Below are 21883 nucleotides of genomic sequence, written 5' to 3'. Positions count from 1 at the left end.
GATAATCAGTTTTCTTCTTATGTGCGCACCGAAATAGAAAGATGCGAGAACTGGATAAAACAGCTGGATGAAGATATCTGGTTTATCAAAGGAGGCAAGAAAAAATGATTGAAAAAAGGAATGCTATTATGGATCGCTACACTTCCCCGGGGATTTCCGGATTCGGTATAATTTTCCTTATTCTCTTTTTAATCGTGCTCGGTTATGTCGGATACCAAATCTTCCGGATTCAATTCACCTATTCCGCGGCTAAAAATAAAGTGGAGGATGCCGTGAAAATGGGACCCTTGCGGTCAGATGCTGAAATTCTCAACGACCTCATCGCCGAATTTAAAGAGATAAAACTCCAGCTCAATCCTGCTTATGATACAATCTATATTGACCGCTCTATCCCGGATTCCTTCCGCATCTATGTGGCTTATAACGATTCTTCAAATATCTTCGGTTTCTACACCTATTACCGGCACCTGGTGATTGATGTAATAATGCCGATAAGGGCTGGATTTTAAACTATGCTGCATAAATCGGTTCTTCTGCTCAATCAAAATTACGAACCGCTCACGGTATTAAAATTGCGCCGAGCAATCACCCTGCTTCTACTTGGTAAAGTAGACCTCATTGAGAATGACCGGGAAAAATCAATCCGGGCGGTGAATTTAGAGTTGCCCGTACCTTCGGTTTTGCGCTTAAAGTATTATGTTCAAATAAAGAGAAAGGATATTCCACTCAACAAAAAAAATATCCTAAAAAGAGACAATCATCAATGCCAGTATTGCGGCAAAAAGACCGGACCAATGACAACCGATCATGTCATTCCCAAGGCACTGGGTGGAGAAGATTCCTGGGAAAATCTGGTATGTGCCTGCCTTGAATGTAATAACCGCAAGGGCAATCGTACCCTCCAGGCCGCCAATATGAAGTTGTTGAGAAAACCTAAAAAGCCAAATTATTTCACATTCGTTTTGAAGGAAATCGGCACACCCGATGATAAATGGCGGCCTTATTTGTTCCAATCCTGAGTTTGTTCCTAACCAGCCAAGATGCCGGTATTGAAATAGACTTAGCCGGTAATACCTTCTTTACCCGCGATTATCTTTTAGAGGGACATCGGCGATTCAAAAATAAAGAAGCAGTTGAAAAATACATCCAGAAGATTTTAGACCACTACGGAGACGCCGGTTTCCCTTTTACTGCTATCCGTCCAGAATGGGTGATTGAGGATTCTCTCCAGAAAAAAATTATCCTCCATATTGAGGAAGGTACCCGTGTCGTCATCAGAGATGGAATATTCAAAACCGCACATGACTCGGAAATCGCCCCACTAAAAAAAATTGCCCGGTTGAGAAAGAATCAATATTTTTCATTAAGCACAGTCAGACGTATCAAAAAAAACCTCAGCCGTTTGAAGATCTTTGACGAGATCTCGGAAAAAATTTTAAAAAAAGACGACGATTATTTTCTTTGCTTTGAACTCAAAGAAAAAAGTACCGATTATCTAATCGCGGGCGCAGCCATCACCCGGGAAACCCGATATTATGCTCTGGAATTTTCCTCGCTAAACATATTTAAAACCCTTCGCCAATGTAATTTTAGCTACACATCAAATGTCTCCGGCACCCCAACAAGGAAAGATTTGAAAATAAATCTCTCTGATCCGGTGTTACTCTCACCAGTCCAGGTCAATACCGGTATTCAATTTTGGAGTTTGGATACCGCACGGCTCTTAACACTAAATACCGGTTTTGATACTCCGCTGATTGATTTTTTGACCTTTTCGTTGACGAGCGGGTATGAAATGGCCAGCTATCGCATCGCTTACCAGAGTTATGAATATTCTCACACCCAGTTCGGATTGGAATTAAAAGCCGATTTTTCTCTCGGTCGAGTTAAACTTTTAAATTTCATGCGAATTGACTGGTTAATGGGGCGCCACGAAAGATGGCGCATCTGCTATGATGGGAATGTAATCTATAGCGCGCTTTATCTTAGACCCCATTATCGACTGGTAAGAACTGAACGATTTGAATACTTTGATTATTGGCACATCGGGGGTGCACAGAGTTTGCGCGGTTATCAAGAATACGAATTCCTTGTAAAACAGGCATATTGGATAAACTTTGAATACAAAAAATTGCCGGTTTATCCCCTTGTGGATATTGCTTCGCTGGATGGCGAGATAAAAATCGCTTACGGTGGAGGCATTGACGCCCGAACCAATCTGTTTGATATGACACTTGCCTTTGCCTTCCCTCAGCAAGGTAACTGGCAGGATGGCAAAGTTCACATCACTCTGAAAAGAAATTTGTGAGGAGGTTAAAATTGAAAGTACTTTTATTGTTTGCCTCCCTCATCCCATTTGATTCTCCACTAAATAATACTTTGGAATACTTTCAAACGCGGGGGTTGACCCCAGTTTATCTCATCCAACCCGTAGATTGGTCTGATGTGCTTGCCGATATCGAAACGCTTCTTGTTAAAGATGAAATGCTGAATCCTGTTGACCGTGGGATGTTCATATTTTTTGGTCCGTTTTTCAAAAAGAATAATCTTTTCAATACTACATTTACCCTAAATGCGGGCAAAAAATCAACCGAATTCTTTGGCAATTTCGATTTTCAGGCTGCCGGAGCCTTGCAGAAACATTGTACCTTTGCTCAAGGAATCCGATTCCATTTCACTTCGCAGCCCGATTATGCCGGTCCAAAGCCCTGGAAAGATATTGTCCAAGCATATCTTAATGAGGGATATATAAAGTTTGCCGACAATCAGACGATCTTCGTGGTAGGCCGAAGAAACCTATTACTCGGTCCAAATACGGATTATAGTCTACTTCTTTCTCCAGCCCGGGAAGGTTATGACGGAATTTTATTCAGCCATCATGGTAAATATTATGCCTTCCATACTACATTTTCGGTGCTCGATGCCCGCAAGATGCGATTCCTGGCGACACATCGCATTGGTCTGGTTTTAAACAAACTCCAGCTGGGTTTCTCCGAGAGTATCCTATGGGCGCATGATCTCGAGCCCCTTTATCTCAATCCCCTTCTTCCCTATTACCTCAGTCAATGGGGTATGGATAGAAATGATAATATCATGTGGTCATTTGACGGTATAGTTAATTTGCGTCAGACCCTCATCTTTGGGGAATTGCTGATCGACGATTACCAATTCAGTGAACCACCTGCCGGCTATACTGAATATCCCCACAAACTTGCCTTTCAGCTTGGTCTTAAAAAAATTCTGGGCGAGAAACTCTTTGTGAAACTTAGGTATACTTTCGTTGACAAGTGGGTTTATTCTCATGAACTCCCGTATAATACCTACGAAGATGATTCATTGTGTTTGGGCTTTCCTTTAGGTAATGATGTAGACCAGCTGGGCTTTGACCTGCGTTTCTACGGAATAAGAAAATTATTCCCGAAAATAAAATTTGAATTTGTTCGAAAAGGCGAAGGAAGCATCTACTTGCCTTACGAAATCGAACAGGGACCAGCATATCCCCCTTTTCCTTCCGGGAATCCGGAGAAATCCATCGATATATTAATCGGTCTGACATATTCTCCTCAATCTTTCCTCCACATAAATTGTGAAGTGGGGAAAAAATATTTTTATAATTTTGCCCATCATCTTTCTAAAAATAAAACGGAAAATCAATTAAATGTTTACGGATGGTTAATTTTTTAAGGAGGCATCATGCTAAAAACCAATGAAGATAAGCTGGTAATGATGTCGGTTCAGGGTAAAATCGCCAACCCCGGGGGACCGCGTGCCCACAGCGTGGATGCTGAAGGAAAACCTTTCCTTTTGCCGGGTACCGGTGGAATTGTTTATAATGTGAAAGTGGGTGACCCGGCGTTCGGCTGGGAAGCCGACCATATCGAACCAGGGGTATCCACCATCCTTGATGAAAAGGACCGTTATCTCGGACCCAACGCTGGCTATAATTTTTATGCCTGCATCGGGAATGAGGCAATCGTAAAGACTGGAGATGCCAAGGGTAAAAAGGGTATCGTTACCGGGCACCATGGAGGTGCCGAACATGTGCTCATTGACTTCGCCGACGAGGTATTGGAAAAACTCTCCCTTGATGACAGAATCTTAATCAAAGGGTATGGTCAGGGTCTTAAATTGCTTGATTATCCGGATATTTTCGTCTACAATCTTGATCCTCAATTGCTCCATCGGTTGAGAATAAAACCTGCTGGTGACAAGATTCGCGTGCCGGTCACGGCCTGCATTCCAGCAGAACTGATGGGTTCAGGAACGGGTAGTCTGATGATGGGTGCTGGAGATTATGACATCATGACCACTGACCGCGCTTTCATCAAAAAGCACGGCATTGATAAAATCCGCTTGGGTGACCTTGTGGCACTTTTAGATCATGATAATCTCTACGGCCGAAGTTTCCGTAAAGGAGCAATCACGATTGGTGTTGTCATCCATGGTGATTGTCGCTATGCTGGCCATGGACCGGGTGTCAGCACCATTCTAACATCTTCCCGTCCCCTAATCGAACCGGTGCTGGACCCGAATGCAAATATTGCGAAAATTTTAAAGATCGGCAGGTTCAGGAAGAGACGCGGTTGACAATCGCTTAATCTTACATATAATTGACCATGCTTAAGGAACTCACGGAAATAAACGGTGTAAGTGGCGATGAGGATAAAATACGCTCTTTTATAAAAACAAAGATCAAAGGATATGCCGCGGAGATCATTGAAGATGACTATGGTAATCTGATTATTCGGAAGGGCAAGATTAAAAATACCAAAATTCTCCTTGCCGCCCATATGGATGAAGTAGGTCTTATGATAACCGGTATCGAAAAAAACGGTCTTTTAAGGTTTAGAACCATCGGTCTGCAGGTTGGAACAATCCTGGCAAAAAGAGTGGTGATCGGGGATAAAAAGGTCCCGGGTGTGATAGGTCATAAACCAATCCACCTCACCCATCCCGGAGAGAGAAGTAAAAATCTTGAAGTTAAAGACCTTTTTATCGATATCGGCACCAACTCCCGTGAAGAGAGCGAAAGATTAGTACAAATTGGTGACACCGCTACTTTTGATACTAAATTTTATCAAAACAATGGTCTGATTTTCGGCAAGGCATTTGATAATCGGATTGGTTGTTATATCCTGATCGAATTAATTCGGAAAACAAACATTCCTGCCTATTATGCCTTTACTGTCCAGGAAGAGATTGGTTTGCGCGGTGCCCGACTAGTAAGCTTCAGAATAAATCCGGACCTAGCCTTAGCCGTTGATACCACCGGCACCGCCGAATTTCCGGAGCAAAAGGATGTTCCAGATTATCCGGTCCTGGGACGGGGTCCAGTGTTGACTGTTGCGGATGCTACAATCCTTTGCGATAAAAAGCTCCTCGAGTTATTTGAAAATACTGCCCAGCAAAACCACATACCCTATCAATTCAAACAACCAATGATTGGTGGAACAGATGCGGGAGTGATGCACCTTGCCCGGGCTGGTGTTCCAGCGATGGTCATTTCCACACCAGCTCGTTATATCCATTCTCCAATCGCCATCGCCTCTATGCGGGATATCACCAACGGCATAAGGTTATTGTCCTTAACTTTGGAAAAAATTCTAAAAGGAGCAAAATGGAATTGATAAAAAAACTGACTGAAATTTATGGGCCATCTGGACACGAAGAAAAAGTTCGTTCGCTGATAAAATCTGAGATTCAAAAAGTTTGTAAAAACATAAAAGTTGATACTTTGGGCAACCTAATCGCTTATCTTCCCACCAGAAATAAAAAGAATGGTAAAAAACTGTTGTTCTGTGCCCATATGGACGAAATTGGTTTAATTGTAAAACACATTGATAACCAGGGATTTCTGCGTTTTGCCCCGGTCGGAGGTATCTTTCCGGAGAAAATCTTGCACCACCGGGTGATCTTTGCTAATGGAGTTATAGGGGTCATCGGGGTTGAAACCAAACCCGAAACTCCCAAACCACCCCAACTGGATAATTATTATATTGATATTGGTGCGAACGGTAAAAAAGCTGCGGAGAAATGGGTACGTGTTGGTGATACTGCTTCTTTCTATCAGTCGACTGAGACAGTAAATAACAAGTTAATTGCCAAGGCTTTGGATGACCGGATTGGCTGTTATTGTTTGATTGAGGTAATAAAACGCATTAAAAATAACAAAGACGACCTCTATTTTGTCTTTTCCACCCAAGAGGAAGTCGGCTTACGGGGGGCGAGAACGAGTGCTTTCGGCATCAACCCCGATTATGCGGTCGCGGTTGATGTCACTGGTACCGGTGATACACCGGAATCACCTCGAATGGCAGTGAGCGTTGGTAAAGGAGTAGCCATAAAAATGATGGATAGTGCCTTCATCGCTCATCCCTTCATAAAAGAAAAACTTATTGCTTACGCCCAGCGTCTAAAAATTCCTTACCAGATTGAAATACTGGAACGCGGAACAACCGATGCCGCGGTCATTCAGATGACCAGAGAAGGGGTTATAAGTGGGGTGGTTTCCATACCCACCCGTTATATCCATTCGCCTAACGAACTCTGTGACCTAAAGGATGTGGAGGGTGCGATCCGATTACTAACTAATTGTGCGGAACAGGGATTTGCATAATTGATGAAAAAAGGTTTTTCAATTATCATTGTCTCAACCGATTCTGCCTCTTCCCGTCATATCTTCATTCCACGGAGATTTTTTTTCATCTTCCTTGTCCTTCTTTTACTAATCGCCATTCTGTTTGTCTTCGGATTCGTAACCTACGGAGCCTTTTCCTACCGGATGGTTGAATCTGCATTATTGAAGCGCCGCCTTAATGCTGTGGAGAAAGAATTCAGTAGGCTCGAGGAATTGAAAAAGAAATTGGAATTAAGTGAGATTGAAAATCAACGAATCAAAAAAATGTTAGGAATAGATAAAACTCCGACGCCGGTGATCCCAGTTGTTGACAGCACCTTAATTTTAAGCGCTGAGAAAAAAGTCAGTCCTGAGGAAGAAAATCTTCCTTATTTGTTACCGGCAATTGGCACGATCTCAAGAAAATTTAACGAAAGCCATAAAGGCATTGATATTGCTGCGCCGTTTTATTCACCGGTTGTCGCTGCCGGACCAGGCAAGGTAATTGCAGTTGGGGTAGATACCTTTTATGGAAATTATATCGTAATTGAACACAGTACAAATTACAAAACATTTTACGGGCATCTCCATTCTATTTTGGTAAAACATGGAGATATGGTCACTGGTGGAAAGATTATTGGAACGGTGGGTTCCACGGGCAAATCCACCTCTCCCCATCTCCATTATGAGATAATCTTCAAAGGACAAGCCGTTGATCCTACGGCATACCTGCCTGCGGGTCTGGAAAAGAAGGGAGGCCTATGAAAGCACTCATCACCGGCATCTCGGGATTCGCCGGTAGTCATCTTGCTGAATATCTTTTATCTCAAAATATTGAAGTAGTTGGAACAATCAAATGGCGTTCCCGACTCGAAAATATTGAACACATTCTTGATAAGATAAAATTGTTTGAGTGTGATATTCGGGACGCCACGGCCGTGAAATATGTCTTGAGTGAAACTCGGCCTGATTATATCTTCCACCTTGCGGCTCAAAGCTATGTTCCGTTTTCCTGGCGCGCCCCTGCGGAGACTTTGACAACCAATGTCCTCGGGGAATTGAATATCTTTGAAGGGGTGCGTGAATTAAAGATTGATCCTTTTATCCATATTGCGGGATCCAGTGAAGAATACGGACTTGTTCATCCCCAGGAAGTGCCCATAAAAGAAACAAATCCACTGCGACCTTTAAGCCCCTATGCAGTAAGTAAAGTCGCCCAGGACTTGCTTGGTTTTCAATACTACAAAAGTTATGGTCTAAAAATTGTCCGTACCCGGGCATTCAATCACACCGGTCCGCGTCGGGGTGAGGTTTTTGTCTCATCCAATTTTGCCCGACAGCTAATTGAAATTGAAAAAAAGAAACGCAAACCGATTATATATGTCGGTAATCTGGAAGCAGTCCGGGATTTTTCGGATGTCCGGGATGTGGTTCGGGGTTATTATTTAGCATTAAAAAAAGGCACACCCGGCGAAGTCTACAATATCGCCTCCGGGAAAGGCATCAAGATAAAGGAACTGCTTGATAAAATGATTGCATTGGTAAATCTGGACCTGGAAATAGTACCAGATCCAGCCCGGATGAGACCCTCGGATGTAGAACTTCTCATCGGCTCGTATGAAAAGTTCCATGTCGCCACCGGCTGGGAACCCTCCATCCCGTTGGAACAAACCTTGAAAGACCTTTTAGATTACTGGCGCTCCCGTATCCTATGAACCGTATTCTCATCACGGGTGCCGAGGGTTTTGTTGGCTCCCATCTGGTTAAGGTTTTAAAAGAAACACTCGCCATGCTCATCCCCACATGTTATCCTCCTCTCCGACCCAAGACCGGTAAATATGTAGAAATGGATATATTAAACTTTGAGATGGTGCGCGAAACATTAAAAATTCATAATCCCGATATCATTTTTCACCTGGCAGCTATCAGCTCTGTCGCCAAATCTTTCATCGACCGACCGGCTACCTACAATACCAACATAATGGGAACCGTGAATCTCCTGGAAAGCGCCCTTGCCTTGAATAAAAAAATCAAATTCATCTTTGTCTCCACTTGTGAAGTCTACGGTGGGGGGGAGAATCTAAAGGAAGATTCTCCTATTATGCTGAAAAATCCTTATGCAGTAAGCAAATATGCTGGAGAACTGATATGCCGGGAATACTCCGGGAATAATATAGAAGTGATGATTCTAAGGCCTTTCAACCACACCGGGCCAGGGCAGACACCGGACTTTGTATTACCTTCGATCGCCCGGCAGATCGCCGAAATCGAACGCGGTAAGAAAATACCATTGATTGAAGTGGGCAATATTGAAGTAAAAAGAGAATTTATGAATGTGCTTGATGTGGTTGGAGCTTATAAACTTGCTATAGAAAAATTTGTCCCCAACGAAGTATTCAACATCTCCTCCGGCCGGTCGTATGCATTGGGGACCGTGATCGAACTGTTCAAAAAATTTGCCCGAGTGGATTTTGAAGTCAAAGTTGATCCAACACGTATACGAAAAACTGATATCATGGTCCTGGAAGGCAATGGCGAAAAGTTTGCAAAATTAACCGGTTGGTCACCCAAAATTCCACTGGAAAAAACCGTTGAAGACCTGTTGAATTACTGGCGGGCAAAAATCAAAACCTCATAAATGCCATAAATGAATATTCTAATCGTCAACTGGCAGGACTGGAAGAACCCCTATGCCGGAGGAGCGGAAGTATACCTTTACGAAATATTTTCCCGACTCATCAAAAGGGGGCATAAAGTTTTGCTTCTCTGCAGTCGCGGTTTGAAACAGAAGCGTTATGAAATCCTTGATGGTTTTGAGATCTTCCGGATTGGGCGGCGTTTTAACTTCAATTTTTATGTACCATGGGCCCTGCGCGCACTTTTGAGGCATCGAAAAATTGATGTGATAATTGACGACCAGAACAAAATACCCTTTTACTCACCTTTTTTCACCCGGAAGAAAAATTTAATCATGATCATGCATCTTTTCCGCAAAACTATCTTTCGGGAAACAAACCCCTTGTTTGCCAGTTACGTTTATTTAACGGAAAGTTTAATTCCTATTTTCTACGCTCGTTCGCAGTTTATTGCTATCTCTCAGAGCACCGCTGAAGATTTAAGGAAAATGGGAATCAAACAAAATATCTCCATAGTTTACAGCGGCATTCCAGAAGTTCTAATTGATAATCGTATTAAACGGGAACAGAACCTCGTTCTGTATGTGGGCAGAATCAAACGGTATAAATCGATTGACCATCTGCTGTATGCAATCCATTTGGTAAAAAATGAACACCCCGTCCAACTCGCGCTCGTCGGAACCGGGGATGCCCTTGAGGACTTAAAGAAACTGGCAAAAAATTTAAAGTTAAATGTAGAATTCAAGGGCTTCGTGAGTGAAAAAGAAAAATATGAGATGTATCAGAAGGCACGGGTTGTCGTTCAACCCTCTATAAAAGAAGGTTGGGGTCTGACGGTGTTGGAAGCCCAGGCTTGCGGAACACCTGTCATCTGTGCCCGGGCTCCGGGCTTAAAGGAAACAATCATTGATGGAAAGACGGGTTATCTTTATGAATACGGCAATATCCCGGAATTAGCAGCGCGGATTAAAGAACTACTCATCAACGATGAGCGTTGGACTGCATTTTCCCGTGCCGCCCGTGATTGGGCAATGAATTTCTCATGGGACCGTTCCGCCACTCTGATGGAACAGATTATATTAAACGGAATTAGGTAAATGGTCATCCGCCCATCCGGTATATCCCTCATATTGATTTTAACACTCAATCTACTCCGAGCATCCGATTTTGAGACCGGATTGAAAAACTATCAATCCGGGAATTATCGACTTGCGCAAATTTTGTTGGATAATTTTCTCCGGGAAAATCCAACCGATACCCTTGTTCCCGAAGCCACTTATTATCTAATTAAAATCTATGACCAGCAACAGGATTTAATCAATCTTCTTACGACGGTAAATAGCTATTTAAGTTTCTTCCCCTTCCATCATAAAAGATACGAAGTCTGTAATCTTCTGCTCCAGCATCTTATCCGAAAAAATCTTTTCCCCCTGGCATGGGAATACTTAAAAAGATACGAATACCTGGAACCCGAGACCAGTGTTGTCAATACCATCCTGGTGAATTTGGGGGCTCAAGGATGGAATATTGAGGAACTCCTCTCCTTTGCGCCCGAAAATGAATCGCTTAAAATTTTGAAGGCGGTTGGTTTAAAAAACTGGGAAGAAAAAATCAAAGTTTTTAAGGAATTAAAAAGCATAAAAAGAAAGATTTATCTGATCGCCACTTACCTGGCAATGGGTGATACCATCAATGCTTGGTGGGAATATATCAACACCCGTTTGGATGAAATACCCGATGAGCAGTTATATCGCTGGGCCCTTTTCAGTGTCGACTTACGCATAAATGACTTACCAGTGCTTCTTAAACGCATGGAAAAAGTCGAACACTGGCATACGGAACAGAAGCTTCTGAGATTTTTTTGTGACTCCTGTTCAATAGACAGCAATCTTCTTTGCACTTCGCCTGAACCAGAAGTAGTATGTAAATTTTTGAATATAAGACACCTCCCAAAAGACCGGTGGTTAAAACCCGCAGGGATTGATACAATTTTTCAGGATACCAGCGATTTTGAGCACAAACTTTTAAATTTCTCCACCCGGGTCGGTAAGAATTTTTATCTTGATTCCCTCATCTGCGAAGCGTTTTTAAAAAAATCAAGATACCAAGAGGCGTATGCCCAAATCAAAGATTATCTACCCTATTCCGAAACAAAAAATTTTGTGCGCTTAATTCGGGCACAGAAAGCCTATAGTGAAAAAAACTATCGTGGGGCATTAAAAGATTTGATTTTGGCCTCTTTTGATCAACCTTATCTGAAGTTCATCCAGGCAGAGTGTATGGAATATCACCAACTACCATCGGAGACGATTTATTGGGAACTCTCAAAAGTCTCCACTGATTCTCTCCTCCGACGAAAAAGTCTTATCCGGTACATTGATCATCTTTTTCGCCAGAAGGCTTATTCAGCTATCGCTGGCCAAAAATTTGAACTGTTTAGCCAGGACACAATAAGGGCAAGGTACTACCTGCTCAGTCTGCTCCATACCGGAAAGAAACAGCTTGCAGAATCTTTGTACCTAAAAACCTTTGGTCGATTAGACCAGGAATTTTATCAGGCATTGGTCATACGGCTTGTAGGAGAAAACCATTTGTCTGAGGCAGAGAAATTAATCGATTCACTCGTCCGGATGCCGGAATATTCCAATGAAGACTGGCTATTTTACCACGCCGGGCTTGTTCTTTTTCGCCGCGGTGACTACCTAAAGGCAGAATCATCCTTTGCTGCATTCATTAAAAGATTCAAAAACACCCTCTATTATCCACCGGCATTATTTAAAATGGGAACATTGAAATATTTAAAACAGGATTTTGATTCAGCAGCATTTTACTACGGTCTTGCCCTTAAAGATTCCACCCTCCGGCTGGAAGCAGCACAGAATCGGATCCTTGCCCTAAAAAAAGCAGAAAAGTGGGATGAAGTGATCAAAGCCGGCAATGAATTTATTAATTTCTGCCCGGACTCCCTGAAAGCTGAGGTATATTTTGAGATCGGTTATGCGAATTTAAAAAAGGGCATAATCAATACCGCCATTGATCATCTCAAAAAGGCAAGCAAATTAAAACCTGAAGTAAACAGTTATTTTTGGCTTGCCGAAGCCTACCTTGGGAAAGGCGATTTTCTTTCGGCTCTGTATTATTATCAAAAAATCGTTAATGATTCCAAAAAAGATGATCTATGGTATCCCACGGCTCTCTTCAAGACAGCTCTGGTACTGGAAATGATGGATGAGATTAAAGAAGCAAAACTAATTTACAAGCGAATAATCAAAGAAATGGGGACGAATAATCTCTGGAGTATTGAAGCCCAAAACCGCCTGGAGAAGCTGCCGTGAAATATTGGAGAGTATCTTTTATGCTATTTCTTACAATCCCTCTTTGTGCTTTAAGATGCTGCGGCTATTCCACTCGCTCGCTACTGCCCAGTTACATACGGAGTGTGCACATAAAAATTTTTGAAAATCAAACCTACAAGACCGGACTTGACGAACTGGCCACCCAAACGACACTCGAAGCCTTTCGAAATAATTCCGGCCTCCAACTCGTAAGTGAAGAACAGGCTGATATCGTCCTTATCGGTAAAGTAACCGGCTTTGCCAAAGAGCCTTATGTTTATGCCGGTGCCTTATCAGTTTCGCAATATAAAATTACCATCAAGCTCTCGGTAACTGTCTATGACCGGGTAAGAAATACGATCTTCTGGCAGGGCGATGTTGCTGATTGGGCTACCTATACTACAGAAGAAGAAAAAGGAATAAGAGAGGCAATGAAAAGGACCGCCGAAAGACTCGTGACGGTAATTCTGACGAACTGGTAAATAACGCGATCGGATGTTTGTAGGTTCATTGACATAAAAAGAAATCTGAGTATAATTTTATATGGCTCTAACCGATATTGAAGAAAAAAAAGCCGAAGAAAGAAAACGAGAAAAAAGGCTTGTCCATTTTATCAATGCCACAGTTCGGCAATTCATAGAAGCATCAAAATTGAAAACAAAGTCGACACAAACTAAGGCGGAATATATCACCAAAAGTCTCCTTGATTATGTGTTTTTTCATCACCATAAAGAGATTGGTGAACTACACGAAGAACACATCCGTAATTTCTTACTGGAATATGCACCCCAAAAGTTAGCGTTGAGTAAAGAAGCGAGCAAAGACATTCCGGAAATAATTATCCTTTTTCTGGATTTCCTGGAAGGAGAAGGACATATTAAAAACAGTCGCCAGCTCAAAAAAGTGGTCCAGGATAATACCAAAGAATTTATCAAAATGCTTCCCTCGGGTAAAGTGTCTTCTAAGAAACTCACAAATCCTCAAGAAGCCGTAGTGGCCAGTGAACTAAAAATTGGCCGTAATGACCCCTGCCCCTGCGGGAGTGGAAAGAAGTACAAAAAGTGTTGCGGTAAAAATAAATAGGTCTTTAGAATAAACTCACTGAGGTATACGCCTTTTTTCTCTTAAAATCTTCCTTCGGGCATAAACATAACTCAACTCCGCACCGTAAAGAAAAACGCAGGCAGAGTAATACAACCATAATAAGAGAAGGATTACTGCGGAAAGAGATCCGAATATTTTGGAATAATCCACCACGCGCGTCACATATAGGGTGAAAAGAAATTTGGTAAGTTCCCATGCTGTGCCGGTAAATATTGCTCCCACATATGCCTCTTTAAATCGCACCTTACGATTGGGGAAAAACCAGTAAATAAGTCCGAAAATCCCGGTGCTTATCGCCATGTTGAGGAGCGGCAAATACCGGGTGACTCCTTTCAATCCTAAGGCACTCGCCCAGATTGTAACACCCACGGTTGCAATCAAAGTAATCCAAGCCACAAAAGCCCATGCCATTCCGATAAGGCTCTTTTTGATAAACGGCCGGTCCTTTTTTGCTTTCCAGATCACATTCAAACTTGATTCAATCGCCCCGAAGATGCTCGCCGAACCCCATAAAAAGCCGAGCATTCCGATGACGGCGACGATGATAGATGTCTGCCGAATCATCTTAATATTCTTAACGATTTCATCGAGACCGATGGGAATTATCTGTTTTAAAACAGGAATAATCTTTTCCATGATGCCCTGGGATGAACCGAGAATAAAGAAAGAAAACGATACCAACCCAAGGAGAAGAGGGAAAAGACTGAATATTGCAGCGTTGACTAATGCCGAAGCCAAAAGTGGTCCGCGGTCGGTATTGAATTTGGTGTATGCCTTCTTCAAAAGCCAGAAAAAATTACTCATCTAATAAAGCAGTTGGCACTATTGTTGATATACGAGACTTCCTCCGACGAATACCTTAACTATTTTGATCTGGGCAAGATTCTCTTTTTTTAATGGGTCTTTATCAAGCACCAGCAAGTCCGCAAATTTATTTTCTTCCAGTTTCCCTTTTTTATCTTCATCAAATGTTGCCCAGGCAGGCGTTTGGGTGTATAATGCAATCGCCTCCGCGGGTGAAAGGCAGAAATCTTCAACAGGATGATTGACCGCAAGATTGATGCCATAAAATGGGCCCAGGGGCATACAATCCGAACCGAAAATTAATTTTACGCCTGCCTTTTTAACCTCGCTAAAACAATTCATCTTTTGGTATCTTATTCCAAGGTTTCTCTCATACAGCCCTCCCGGTGTTTGCCAGCGGAGAAAATTAGGCTGCATGGAAGCAATTAAATCAACCCGGGCTATCTTCTGGATTAACCGCTTATCAAGTATTTCCAGATGTTCTAAGCGGTGCCGGAGTCGATTTGATTTAACCTTTGCCCTTTTAAAGGCGTTCAAAATAACCTCCGTAGCCCGGTCACCGATTGAATGAATCATCAACTGAATTGAATAATTCTCGGCGGTTTTTATGAGTTCAGTTAACTCTTGCTCGGTCATCAGCAGTTTTCCATAATTTTGTGACCGGATATAAGGTTTTCGCACTGCTGCGGTCCGAGCACCAATGGAACCATCCAAGAATATCTTTTTCCCCGAAAATTTCAAATAATCATCGCCAAAGTTAGACTGGAGGCCGGCCTTAGCAAGGATTCCGAGTTCATCGGTGAGGTATAAAGCAACACGCAGCCTCAGTTCTTTCTTTAGATTTTGGTATATCCTGAAGCCCCGCTGGTCGGTGATTTCATGGATGGAAGTAATGCCCAGCGCCAGTGCTTCTGCCATCGCTTCTTTCAATCCTTTCTCATACATCGCAAAATCGGGTGGAAAAATTTTGTTGATATAAAGTGCGGCATCCTCATAAAGATAACCCTGTGACCGATCGACAATTCTCCATTCAGCAGGAATGAACTTAAGGACCCGGGTATTACAGATCGCAAAATGTCCACAGATCCGCCGCATTATCACCGGTTTATTTTTTGAGATTTTATCTAAAACCTGACGATTTAAATCTGCAATTTTACCTTTGGTCCATCCAGCATCATCCCAGTTTACCCCGAAGATAATTTTTTCGTGCCGTGCTGAGCGCAATTTTTCCAGGCATTCTTGAGGGGAACGACAGGTGCTTAAATCCACTCGCTGTAATTCTATGCCTCGGGCGAGAAGGTGTGTGTGGGAATCGGTGAAGCCTGGGAGGATATAACCACCCTTAAGGTCATACTCCGTAACTTCTCCCAGATTTTTCTTGAGATAATTCGCCAATTTGACCGCTAAATCCGGCTTAAAAATTATCTTATCAATAAAGGGCTGCTTGATGAAAATAGTGCAGTTTCGACTTTCTTCTCTTATACAATCAATTAAATTACAATTTTTCAAAAAAACGAAACACATTCATCCCTTGATCAGTTTGTCCAGATGTTCTTGGGCCGAAGTAAAATTGGGATCCAGGGAGAGTGCCTGGCGGAAAAATTTTATTGCCTCATCCCGATTGTTAAGTGCCTCTTGGGCAATCCCCAGGTTATAATAAAGCCGCGGGTCACGATCATTTATTTTTTTGGCTTTTTGCAAGATTTTTATCGCCTCTTCGTACTTCTGGCTCAGGATGTAAAACTCGGCAATCTCTATTAAATCGGAATAATCATCGTTCATAGTTTTTCAATGCGATTCAGGTCTTTATATCTCCCCAAAAGAACGAGAATATCACCAGGTAATATTTCATCCGCACCACCTGGACCGATAATTATTTCTTCCTTAAAATCTGGGGAGCCGTCAGGGCGGGTATAAGGTATTTTTCTTTTTATCGCCATCACACTGACCCCAAATTTTTCGCGTAATTTCAATTCGCCCAGCGTTTTATCACAGAACTTTTTAGGTGCCACAATCTCTAAAATACCGTATTCGGTAGATAATTCTATATAATCAAATATTTTAGGGCTGGCTAAACTCTCAGCCAGTTTCTCCCCCATTTCTTTTTCCGGAAAGACAATCCGGTCTGCACCTACTTTGTTTAAAATTTTGGCGTGGAGCTCATTATGGGCTTTAACGATTACCTGCCGGACCCCCAGTTCTTTTAAGAGGAGTGTCACCATGATGCTATCTTCAATGTTTTCGCCAATGCTAACAATTGCAGTATCAAAATCTTTTATTCCAAGTTCCTTAAGTGCTTTTTCATCGGTGGCGTCCACGACCACTGCCTGGGCGACAAATCCCTCTATTTCTTTAACCCTTTCTTCATTCCGGTCGATCGCCAGCACCTCAAAGTTTTTCTCGGTGAGGGCACGGGCGATACTGGAACCAAATCTCCCCAAGCCGATGACGACGAACTGTTTCATAATTTTCCACTATGCGGAATATAAAAGAGCAAATAACAGGCTGGGGTCAATAAAAAATAAACCCCGGTGTAAAGCAGCATTGGTGAAATTCATAAAATAATTATATTCATTTTTGACGAATTGTCAATTAAAATTTCTAATTCGTCACTCCACTTAACCAATCACGATGTGTTCTTCGGGATATGAAAAATCAACCGTATGGGTGCGTACTAAGGCACTACCAATCGTCAGGGTGCCCACCCGGCCGGTTAACATCAAAATGATTATCAACAACTTCCCGCATACCGAAAAGTCATGTGCATAACTACAAACTGAATTAAGCTCGGAACCGAGTGATAAACCCACAGTGCCAAAAGCCGAAATGATTTCAAATAATAATTTAAAAGGTGATCCGAAATTGGTCAATAGCAATATCCAGAAAATAAATAAAATCACGATGGAAGAAAGTGCGATCAACAGAAAAGCCCGGAGTACCTGCTCCTGGGGAATTTTTTTCTTCATAATCAAAATGCCATTTTTGTATCTTCCCAAAAGCAGTTCTTTAACCCAAATCAGAACCACAGCAAAAGTGGTAGTCTTTACCCCTCCACCGGTTCCGCCCGGTGAAGCCCCGATGAACATAAATAACATGAGCAAAAAGAGCGTAAAGGGGGCAAAGTTAGCGATATTTACAGTGTTAAAACCGGCGGTTCGAGGTGTTACTGCCTGGAAAAATGCATGGATTACTTTTAAATGCAAAGGATATGCAGCAAGGCTTCTATTACCCTCATAAACCAAAATGAAAACCATTCCGACAATTATCAAGATTAAAGTCGTCCTTAGTGCCAGTTTGGTATGTAACGAAATGCCTCTTCTCGAATTTTTGATTAAGAGATAATAAAGATCCGAAATCACCACAAATCCAATACCCCCGCTGATTATTAGAATCGCGCAGATCAGGGGTACCGCCCAGAGGTTATGGAACAAAGAAAGATTTTCTGAGAAAGTAGAAAAACCGGCATTGCAGAATGCCGAGACGGCATGAAAAAGAGCGTGCCCGGCGGCGACGAGCGGTGGGAAACGCGAACGGAAACAGAGATAGAATAACAGGGCACCAATCAACTCTACAATCACGGTGATGCGAAAAATACGCCAGGCAAAGCGCATCAGATTTTCATAGCTTAGAACATTTACGGATTCTTTAAAAAGCATCCGGTCACGTAAGGATATCTTTTTGCCCAGAAAAAAGAAAAAAGTAGTGGACAAGGTCATATAACCTAATCCGCCTATCTGGATTAAAAATAGAATTATCAATTTACCCCAGACAGTAAAACCGGTCGCGGTATCACGCACGATCAAACCCGTAACACAAAGGGCAGATGTGGAAGTAAATAGGGCATCAATAAAATTAATACCGCGCGGGGTAGCAAAGGGCAAAGAAAGCAAAAAGGTTCCGGAGAGAATCAAAGCGATATAGCCAAAGATAAGCATGCGCGCCGGATTTATCTCTTTTTTTCTATTCATAACTATGAAGGTTTTTTCTGCTTTTTTATATTTTTAACAATCCGCTGGGCAAGTTTATTGGCTGCGCGATTTTCTTCCCGAGGGATGGTTTTCAAATCGATTTCTTTAAATTTATTGAGCAACTGGCGGGCATGAGAAACAAGGTTTCTTATATGCGCAGACTTCACCCGATAAGCACCGGTTAGTTGTTTATAGACCAATTCGGAGTCGGTGTATATTACTGCCTTTTGGATGTTATTTTTCAGAAGCCATTTCAATGCAGATATGAGTGCTTCGTATTCAGCAACATTACCGGTGGTGATACCGATATAATGGGCAAAACTGAAAATTGGCTCCTGCGGATTATGTTCATCATAAACCACAAAACCGATGCCCGCGGGTCCAGGATTGCCTCCGGAAGCACCATCGGTATAAACTACGACTGATTCATAAGCCATAAATGAGGATGCGCCCGCAGGAATCGCAAAGCACCAACTTATCCTTCTTTCTTAATTCATTGAGTGTCTGGGGAGTAATATTGGTATAACATCCAGTGCATATGCCCTCGTCGGTGACGACGCAGATCGCCTTATCCCGGGCATTCGTAATCCGCTCATATATGCTTCTCACCTCTACCGGTAATTTCTTTATCTCGTCAGCAAAGACACTTCTGTTTTTTTCTTGTTCCGCCATAACTTGTGCTCTCTGTTCTTCCAACTGTTGAATCTCTCGGTTTTTCTGCTCAATAAATTCCTTGGTTTCTTTTTCCAGACTACTCAATGAATTTTTAAGTTTCTCCTCTTCCTCAAGAAGGTTTATCATCTCCTCCTCTATCGCCAGGCGTGAATTTTTTAAAAACTCAATTTCCTTGAGGATCGCCCGATATTCTTCATTGGTCTTAACTGAATGAATTTGTTGATTTAACTTGTTGATTTTGTTCTCATTATCCGCGATATCACCTTCTTTTAGTTTATACAACTTTTTTATCTCCGTCAATCGATTTTTGACCTGATTTAATTGTTTATTTTTTTGTTCAATCTCGTTTTTTAATTTGACGATCGTCTCCGGAATGTTTTTTAATAACATATCATTCTTTTTTATCGTTTCCGAAAGGTCCCTGATCTTTGCCAATCTTTGCAGGACCTCTTCCATTTAACCTAACCTTTCCATTCCTTTACCGGATTGAGCCTCCCCCACTGGGCGCCGAAGAAACCACTCCTTCTTTCAACTACTCCGCCCTTCGGGAATTGCAGAAAATCGGACCTGCGGGAAATTGAATGAATTGCCAGAGTGGGCGGTACCCGACTTGAACGGGTGACCTCCTGCATGTCAAGCAGACGCTCTAACCAGAACTGAGCTAACCGCCCATTTCGCAACATTGTTTCTATTATAACCAAAATCTGTCAAAAGTCAATATTTTCAGGGTAGTCTTACCTTCACCACCTCATTATCACCGATATGGCATAGAAATATTGTATGCCTCTTGCGAGTGAAATATTCTTCACGGATCTGCTTCACAAAAGTAAATACTTCCCGCCAGTTACCGTCGACCTTTACTCGGCGTGGATAGGTTTGAGCATCACTCCCCGCATACCATTCCACGTCCTTTTCTTCAATTACTCTCATCATCGTCTCCTTCAATAATATTACTCCTTCAAACCACTGCGGGCATAAGATTCCGCTATCTGACGCTGAACAAAAAAATAAAGAATGACAAGCGGCATGGTGGTAAAGGTTGCGGCAGCACATAAAAGGGGATAATTCGTCGCCTCTGCCTGTGCAAAATAGGCAAGGCCGGTTTGAATCGTGCGCATGGTATCAGAATGGGTGACAATCAGGGGCCAGAGGAATGAATTCCAGTTGGTGATAACTTCAAAAACGCCGATCGTCACAAGGACCGGTCGGGAAAGGGGAAGCACGATATACCGAATGATCTGCCAATGGTTCAATCCATCGATTTTTGCAGCATCAAACAACTCCTGGGGCAGAGATTTAAAGTGTTGACGTAAAAGAAAAATAGCAAAGATATTAACACCCCAAGGAATGATTAATGCCCAGAAAGTATCAATAAACCGAAATTTACTCAGAATTACATAAGATGGTGCCAGATAAACCGGCATGGGGATCATCATCAGCGCTAAAAATAATGTAAAAATTATCTCGCGCCCGGGAAATTTTAACCGGGCAAAGGCGTAGGCGGCGAGAACCGATGTGAGGTAAACAAGAATCACCGAACCAGTGGTCATTATCAAGGTATTGATAAAATAACGGGTAAAATTTACCTCACGAAAGGCCTCAATAAAATTGCTCAAGATGATTTTTTCCGGAATCAGAGTGGGAGGAAATTTCAAGGCTTCGTCCTGGGTCTTCAATGAAGTGAGAAGCATCCAGCCGAAAGGGAAGACCATGAAAATGACACCAACAATCAACAATATATGGACTACCTTTTTATTCATAATATACTCGTTTTTCCAGAAAACGTTGCTGAATTTTGGTGAGAATAAAGATGATGGCAAAGACGACAAAGGCTAAAGCATTGGCATAACCCAGATTCCATAATCTGAACCCTTGCTCATAAAGATAATACACCACAAGACTTGTCGTGCCCAGAGGACCTCCTGGGGGTTGGGTCATCACATAAACCGGGGTAAAGGTATTAAAAGCAATGATGGATTGGGTAATCAGAAGATAAAATATCGTCGGGGAAAGGAGGGGCAAGGTGATATTCCAAAAGAGTTGGATGCCTCGAGCACCATCAATCCTTGCGGCTTCATAAAACTGCCCAGGAATATTCTGCAGACCCGCCAAACAGATGATAATGCAGTAACCCAGGTTATGCCAGATCGCCATTATCATCAGACAGATGAGAGCGATGGATGGTCCAGCGAGAACTCCTGAAAGTTTGGTGTGGAAAATCAATTCAAAAATACCCCGCGGGTCGTTCAACCATTTCACTCCAGGCATTCCCACAAATTGAAAGAAGGCATTGAATAAGCCGCGATCCGGATTAAATATCCACCGCCAGACGACACTGATGGCAACAATTGATGTGACAACCGGAAGATAATAAAGGGTGCGGTAGACGCCCTGGCCTTTGATTTTCTGATTTAAAAGATAAGCAATAACAATAGACAAAGCCACCGTTATTGGCACCACACACAGCAAATACCAGATGGTGTTAAGGAGCGATTGATAAAATTTGACATCGATGAAGAGGCGATAATAATTTTTAAAACCGATGAATCTTAAAGGTCCGGCGATTGACCACTGATAAAGGCTCATCCGGATTGCCTGAATTATCGGATAAAAACGGAAAATCAAAATGATCAACAGGGCTGGCAAGAGAAAAAGATAACCGGCAGTCTCAATTTTCTTCTTCACGGATAATAATATCATAATTCAGCATCTTGTCAATTGCCAATCCTCAGTTAGTATCCGGAT

24 protein-coding genes and 1 tRNA gene are annotated in these 21883 nt (G+C 42.3%); 14 read left to right on the top strand and 11 right to left on the bottom strand.

All coding sequences use genetic code 11. The features are described 5' to 3' along the window. The first annotated feature begins 104 nt into the window (after window positions 1–104). The 14 genes from ABIL39_01710 (at window position 105) to ABIL39_01645 (ending at window position 13670) form a co-directional block, all read left to right on the top strand. Window positions 105–509: a hypothetical protein gene (locus ABIL39_01710; GenBank protein MEO0164836.1), complete on the top strand. Its 405-nt coding sequence runs from the start codon at window positions 105–107 to the stop codon at window positions 507–509. 3 nt (window positions 510–512) lie between these two features. Beyond that, on the top strand, window positions 513–1019 hold the full coding sequence (locus tag ABIL39_01705) for an HNH endonuclease (GenBank protein ID MEO0164835.1): 507 nt from the start codon (window positions 513–515) through the stop codon (window positions 1017–1019). Then, complete coding sequence (locus ABIL39_01700) at window positions 992–2308, top strand: hypothetical protein (GenBank protein ID MEO0164834.1); 1317 nt, start codon at window positions 992–994, stop codon at window positions 2306–2308. Before ABIL39_01705 ends, ABIL39_01700 begins: the two co-directional genes overlap by 28 nt. 11 nt (window positions 2309–2319) lie before the next feature. Then, window positions 2320–3684 (top strand): hypothetical protein, encoded by a 1365-nt coding sequence (locus ABIL39_01695; GenBank protein ID MEO0164833.1) that lies wholly within the window; start codon window positions 2320–2322, stop codon window positions 3682–3684. 9 nt (window positions 3685–3693) lie between these two features. Beyond that, a complete protein-coding gene (locus ABIL39_01690; GenBank protein MEO0164832.1) occupies window positions 3694–4587 on the top strand; it encodes a DUF4438 domain-containing protein in 894 nt (297 codons plus the stop codon). A gap of 29 nt (window positions 4588–4616) precedes the next feature. Continuing rightward, window positions 4617–5627 (top strand): M42 family metallopeptidase, encoded by a 1011-nt coding sequence (locus ABIL39_01685; GenBank protein ID MEO0164831.1) that lies wholly within the window; start codon window positions 4617–4619, stop codon window positions 5625–5627. Continuing rightward, window positions 5618–6616, top strand: a complete 999-nt coding sequence (locus tag ABIL39_01680; GenBank protein ID MEO0164830.1) for a M42 family metallopeptidase — start codon at window positions 5618–5620, stop codon at window positions 6614–6616. Before ABIL39_01685 ends, ABIL39_01680 begins: the two co-directional genes overlap by 10 nt. A 3-nt stretch (window positions 6617–6619) precedes the next feature. Continuing rightward, window positions 6620–7381, top strand: a complete 762-nt coding sequence (locus tag ABIL39_01675; protein ID MEO0164829.1) for a M23 family metallopeptidase — start codon at window positions 6620–6622, stop codon at window positions 7379–7381. After that, window positions 7378–8331, top strand: a complete 954-nt coding sequence (locus tag ABIL39_01670) for a GDP-mannose 4,6-dehydratase (GenBank protein ID MEO0164828.1) — start codon at window positions 7378–7380, stop codon at window positions 8329–8331. The genes ABIL39_01675 and ABIL39_01670 overlap by 4 nt, the downstream gene beginning before the upstream one ends. Continuing rightward, window positions 8328–9254 (top strand): GDP-mannose 4,6-dehydratase, encoded by a 927-nt coding sequence (locus ABIL39_01665; protein ID MEO0164827.1) that lies wholly within the window; start codon window positions 8328–8330, stop codon window positions 9252–9254. The genes ABIL39_01670 and ABIL39_01665 overlap by 4 nt, the downstream gene beginning before the upstream one ends. A 9-nt stretch (window positions 9255–9263) precedes the next feature. Beyond that, window positions 9264–10349: a glycosyltransferase family 4 protein gene (locus tag ABIL39_01660; GenBank protein MEO0164826.1), complete on the top strand. Its 1086-nt coding sequence runs from the start codon at window positions 9264–9266 to the stop codon at window positions 10347–10349. 33 nt (window positions 10350–10382) lie between these two features. Then, the gene (locus tag ABIL39_01655) at window positions 10383–12587 is read left to right on the top strand and encodes a tetratricopeptide repeat protein (protein ID MEO0164825.1); all 2205 of its coding nucleotides are present in this window, start codon (window positions 10383–10385) and stop codon (window positions 12585–12587) included. Between the two features lie 104 nt (window positions 12588–12691). Further along, window positions 12692–13069 carry an LPS assembly lipoprotein LptE gene (gene lptE / locus ABIL39_01650; GenBank protein MEO0164824.1) on the top strand — a complete coding sequence of 126 codons (378 nt, stop codon included), beginning with the start codon at window positions 12692–12694 and terminating at the stop codon, window positions 13067–13069. Between the two features lie 61 nt (window positions 13070–13130). Continuing rightward, entirely contained in the window at window positions 13131–13670 is a 540-nt protein-coding gene (locus ABIL39_01645; GenBank protein ID MEO0164823.1) for an SEC-C metal-binding domain-containing protein, read from the top strand. Between the two features lie 15 nt (window positions 13671–13685). Here the strand turns inward: ABIL39_01645 and ABIL39_01640 are convergent, their stop codons facing one another. From ABIL39_01640 to ABIL39_01590, 11 genes are all read right to left on the bottom strand, one after another. Further along, on the bottom strand, window positions 13686–14495 hold the full coding sequence (locus ABIL39_01640; protein ID MEO0164822.1) for a YihY/virulence factor BrkB family protein: 810 nt from the start codon (window positions 14493–14495) through the stop codon (window positions 13686–13688). Between the two features lie 18 nt (window positions 14496–14513). Then, entirely contained in the window at window positions 14514–15890 is a 1377-nt protein-coding gene (locus tag ABIL39_01635) for an amidohydrolase (protein MEO0164821.1), read from the bottom strand. Window positions 15891–16019: 129 nt separating this feature from the next. Next, a complete protein-coding gene (locus tag ABIL39_01630) occupies window positions 16020–16277 on the bottom strand; it encodes a tetratricopeptide repeat protein (protein ID MEO0164820.1) in 258 nt (85 codons plus the stop codon). Continuing rightward, window positions 16274–16960 carry a TrkA family potassium uptake protein gene (locus tag ABIL39_01625; GenBank protein MEO0164819.1) on the bottom strand — a complete coding sequence of 229 codons (687 nt, stop codon included), beginning with the start codon at window positions 16958–16960 and terminating at the stop codon, window positions 16274–16276. The genes ABIL39_01630 and ABIL39_01625 overlap by 4 nt, the downstream gene beginning before the upstream one ends. 153 nt (window positions 16961–17113) lie before the next feature. Then, complete coding sequence (locus tag ABIL39_01620) at window positions 17114–18463, bottom strand: TrkH family potassium uptake protein (GenBank protein MEO0164818.1); 1350 nt, start codon at window positions 18461–18463, stop codon at window positions 17114–17116. Window positions 18464–18465: 2 nt separating this feature from the next. Then, complete coding sequence (locus tag ABIL39_01615) at window positions 18466–18900, bottom strand: ribonuclease HI family protein (GenBank protein ID MEO0164817.1); 435 nt, start codon at window positions 18898–18900, stop codon at window positions 18466–18468. After that, a complete protein-coding gene (locus tag ABIL39_01610) occupies window positions 18890–19594 on the bottom strand; it encodes a C4-type zinc ribbon domain-containing protein (protein ID MEO0164816.1) in 705 nt (234 codons plus the stop codon). Before ABIL39_01610 ends, ABIL39_01615 begins: the two co-directional genes overlap by 11 nt. 139 nt (window positions 19595–19733) lie before the next feature. Continuing rightward, window positions 19734–19809: transfer RNA gene (locus ABIL39_01605), tRNA-Val, on the bottom strand. 52 nt (window positions 19810–19861) lie between these two features. Continuing rightward, window positions 19862–20068: a hypothetical protein gene (locus ABIL39_01600; GenBank protein ID MEO0164815.1), complete on the bottom strand. Its 207-nt coding sequence runs from the start codon at window positions 20066–20068 to the stop codon at window positions 19862–19864. 20 nt (window positions 20069–20088) lie between these two features. After that, complete coding sequence (locus ABIL39_01595) at window positions 20089–20898, bottom strand: carbohydrate ABC transporter permease (GenBank protein ID MEO0164814.1); 810 nt, start codon at window positions 20896–20898, stop codon at window positions 20089–20091. After that, window positions 20891–21823 (bottom strand): sugar ABC transporter permease, encoded by a 933-nt coding sequence (locus tag ABIL39_01590; GenBank protein MEO0164813.1) that lies wholly within the window; start codon window positions 21821–21823, stop codon window positions 20891–20893. Before ABIL39_01590 ends, ABIL39_01595 begins: the two co-directional genes overlap by 8 nt. Between the last annotated feature and the right edge of the window lie 60 nt (window positions 21824–21883).

It is taken from the genome of candidate division WOR-3 bacterium (assembly GCA_039802205.1).
GTDB lineage: Bacteria > Hydrothermota > Tepidihabitantia > SM23-42 > JAOAFX01 > JAOAFX01.
Note: the sequence above shows the minus strand (reverse complement) of the source record. Positions and strands in the feature narration are given on the sequence as shown.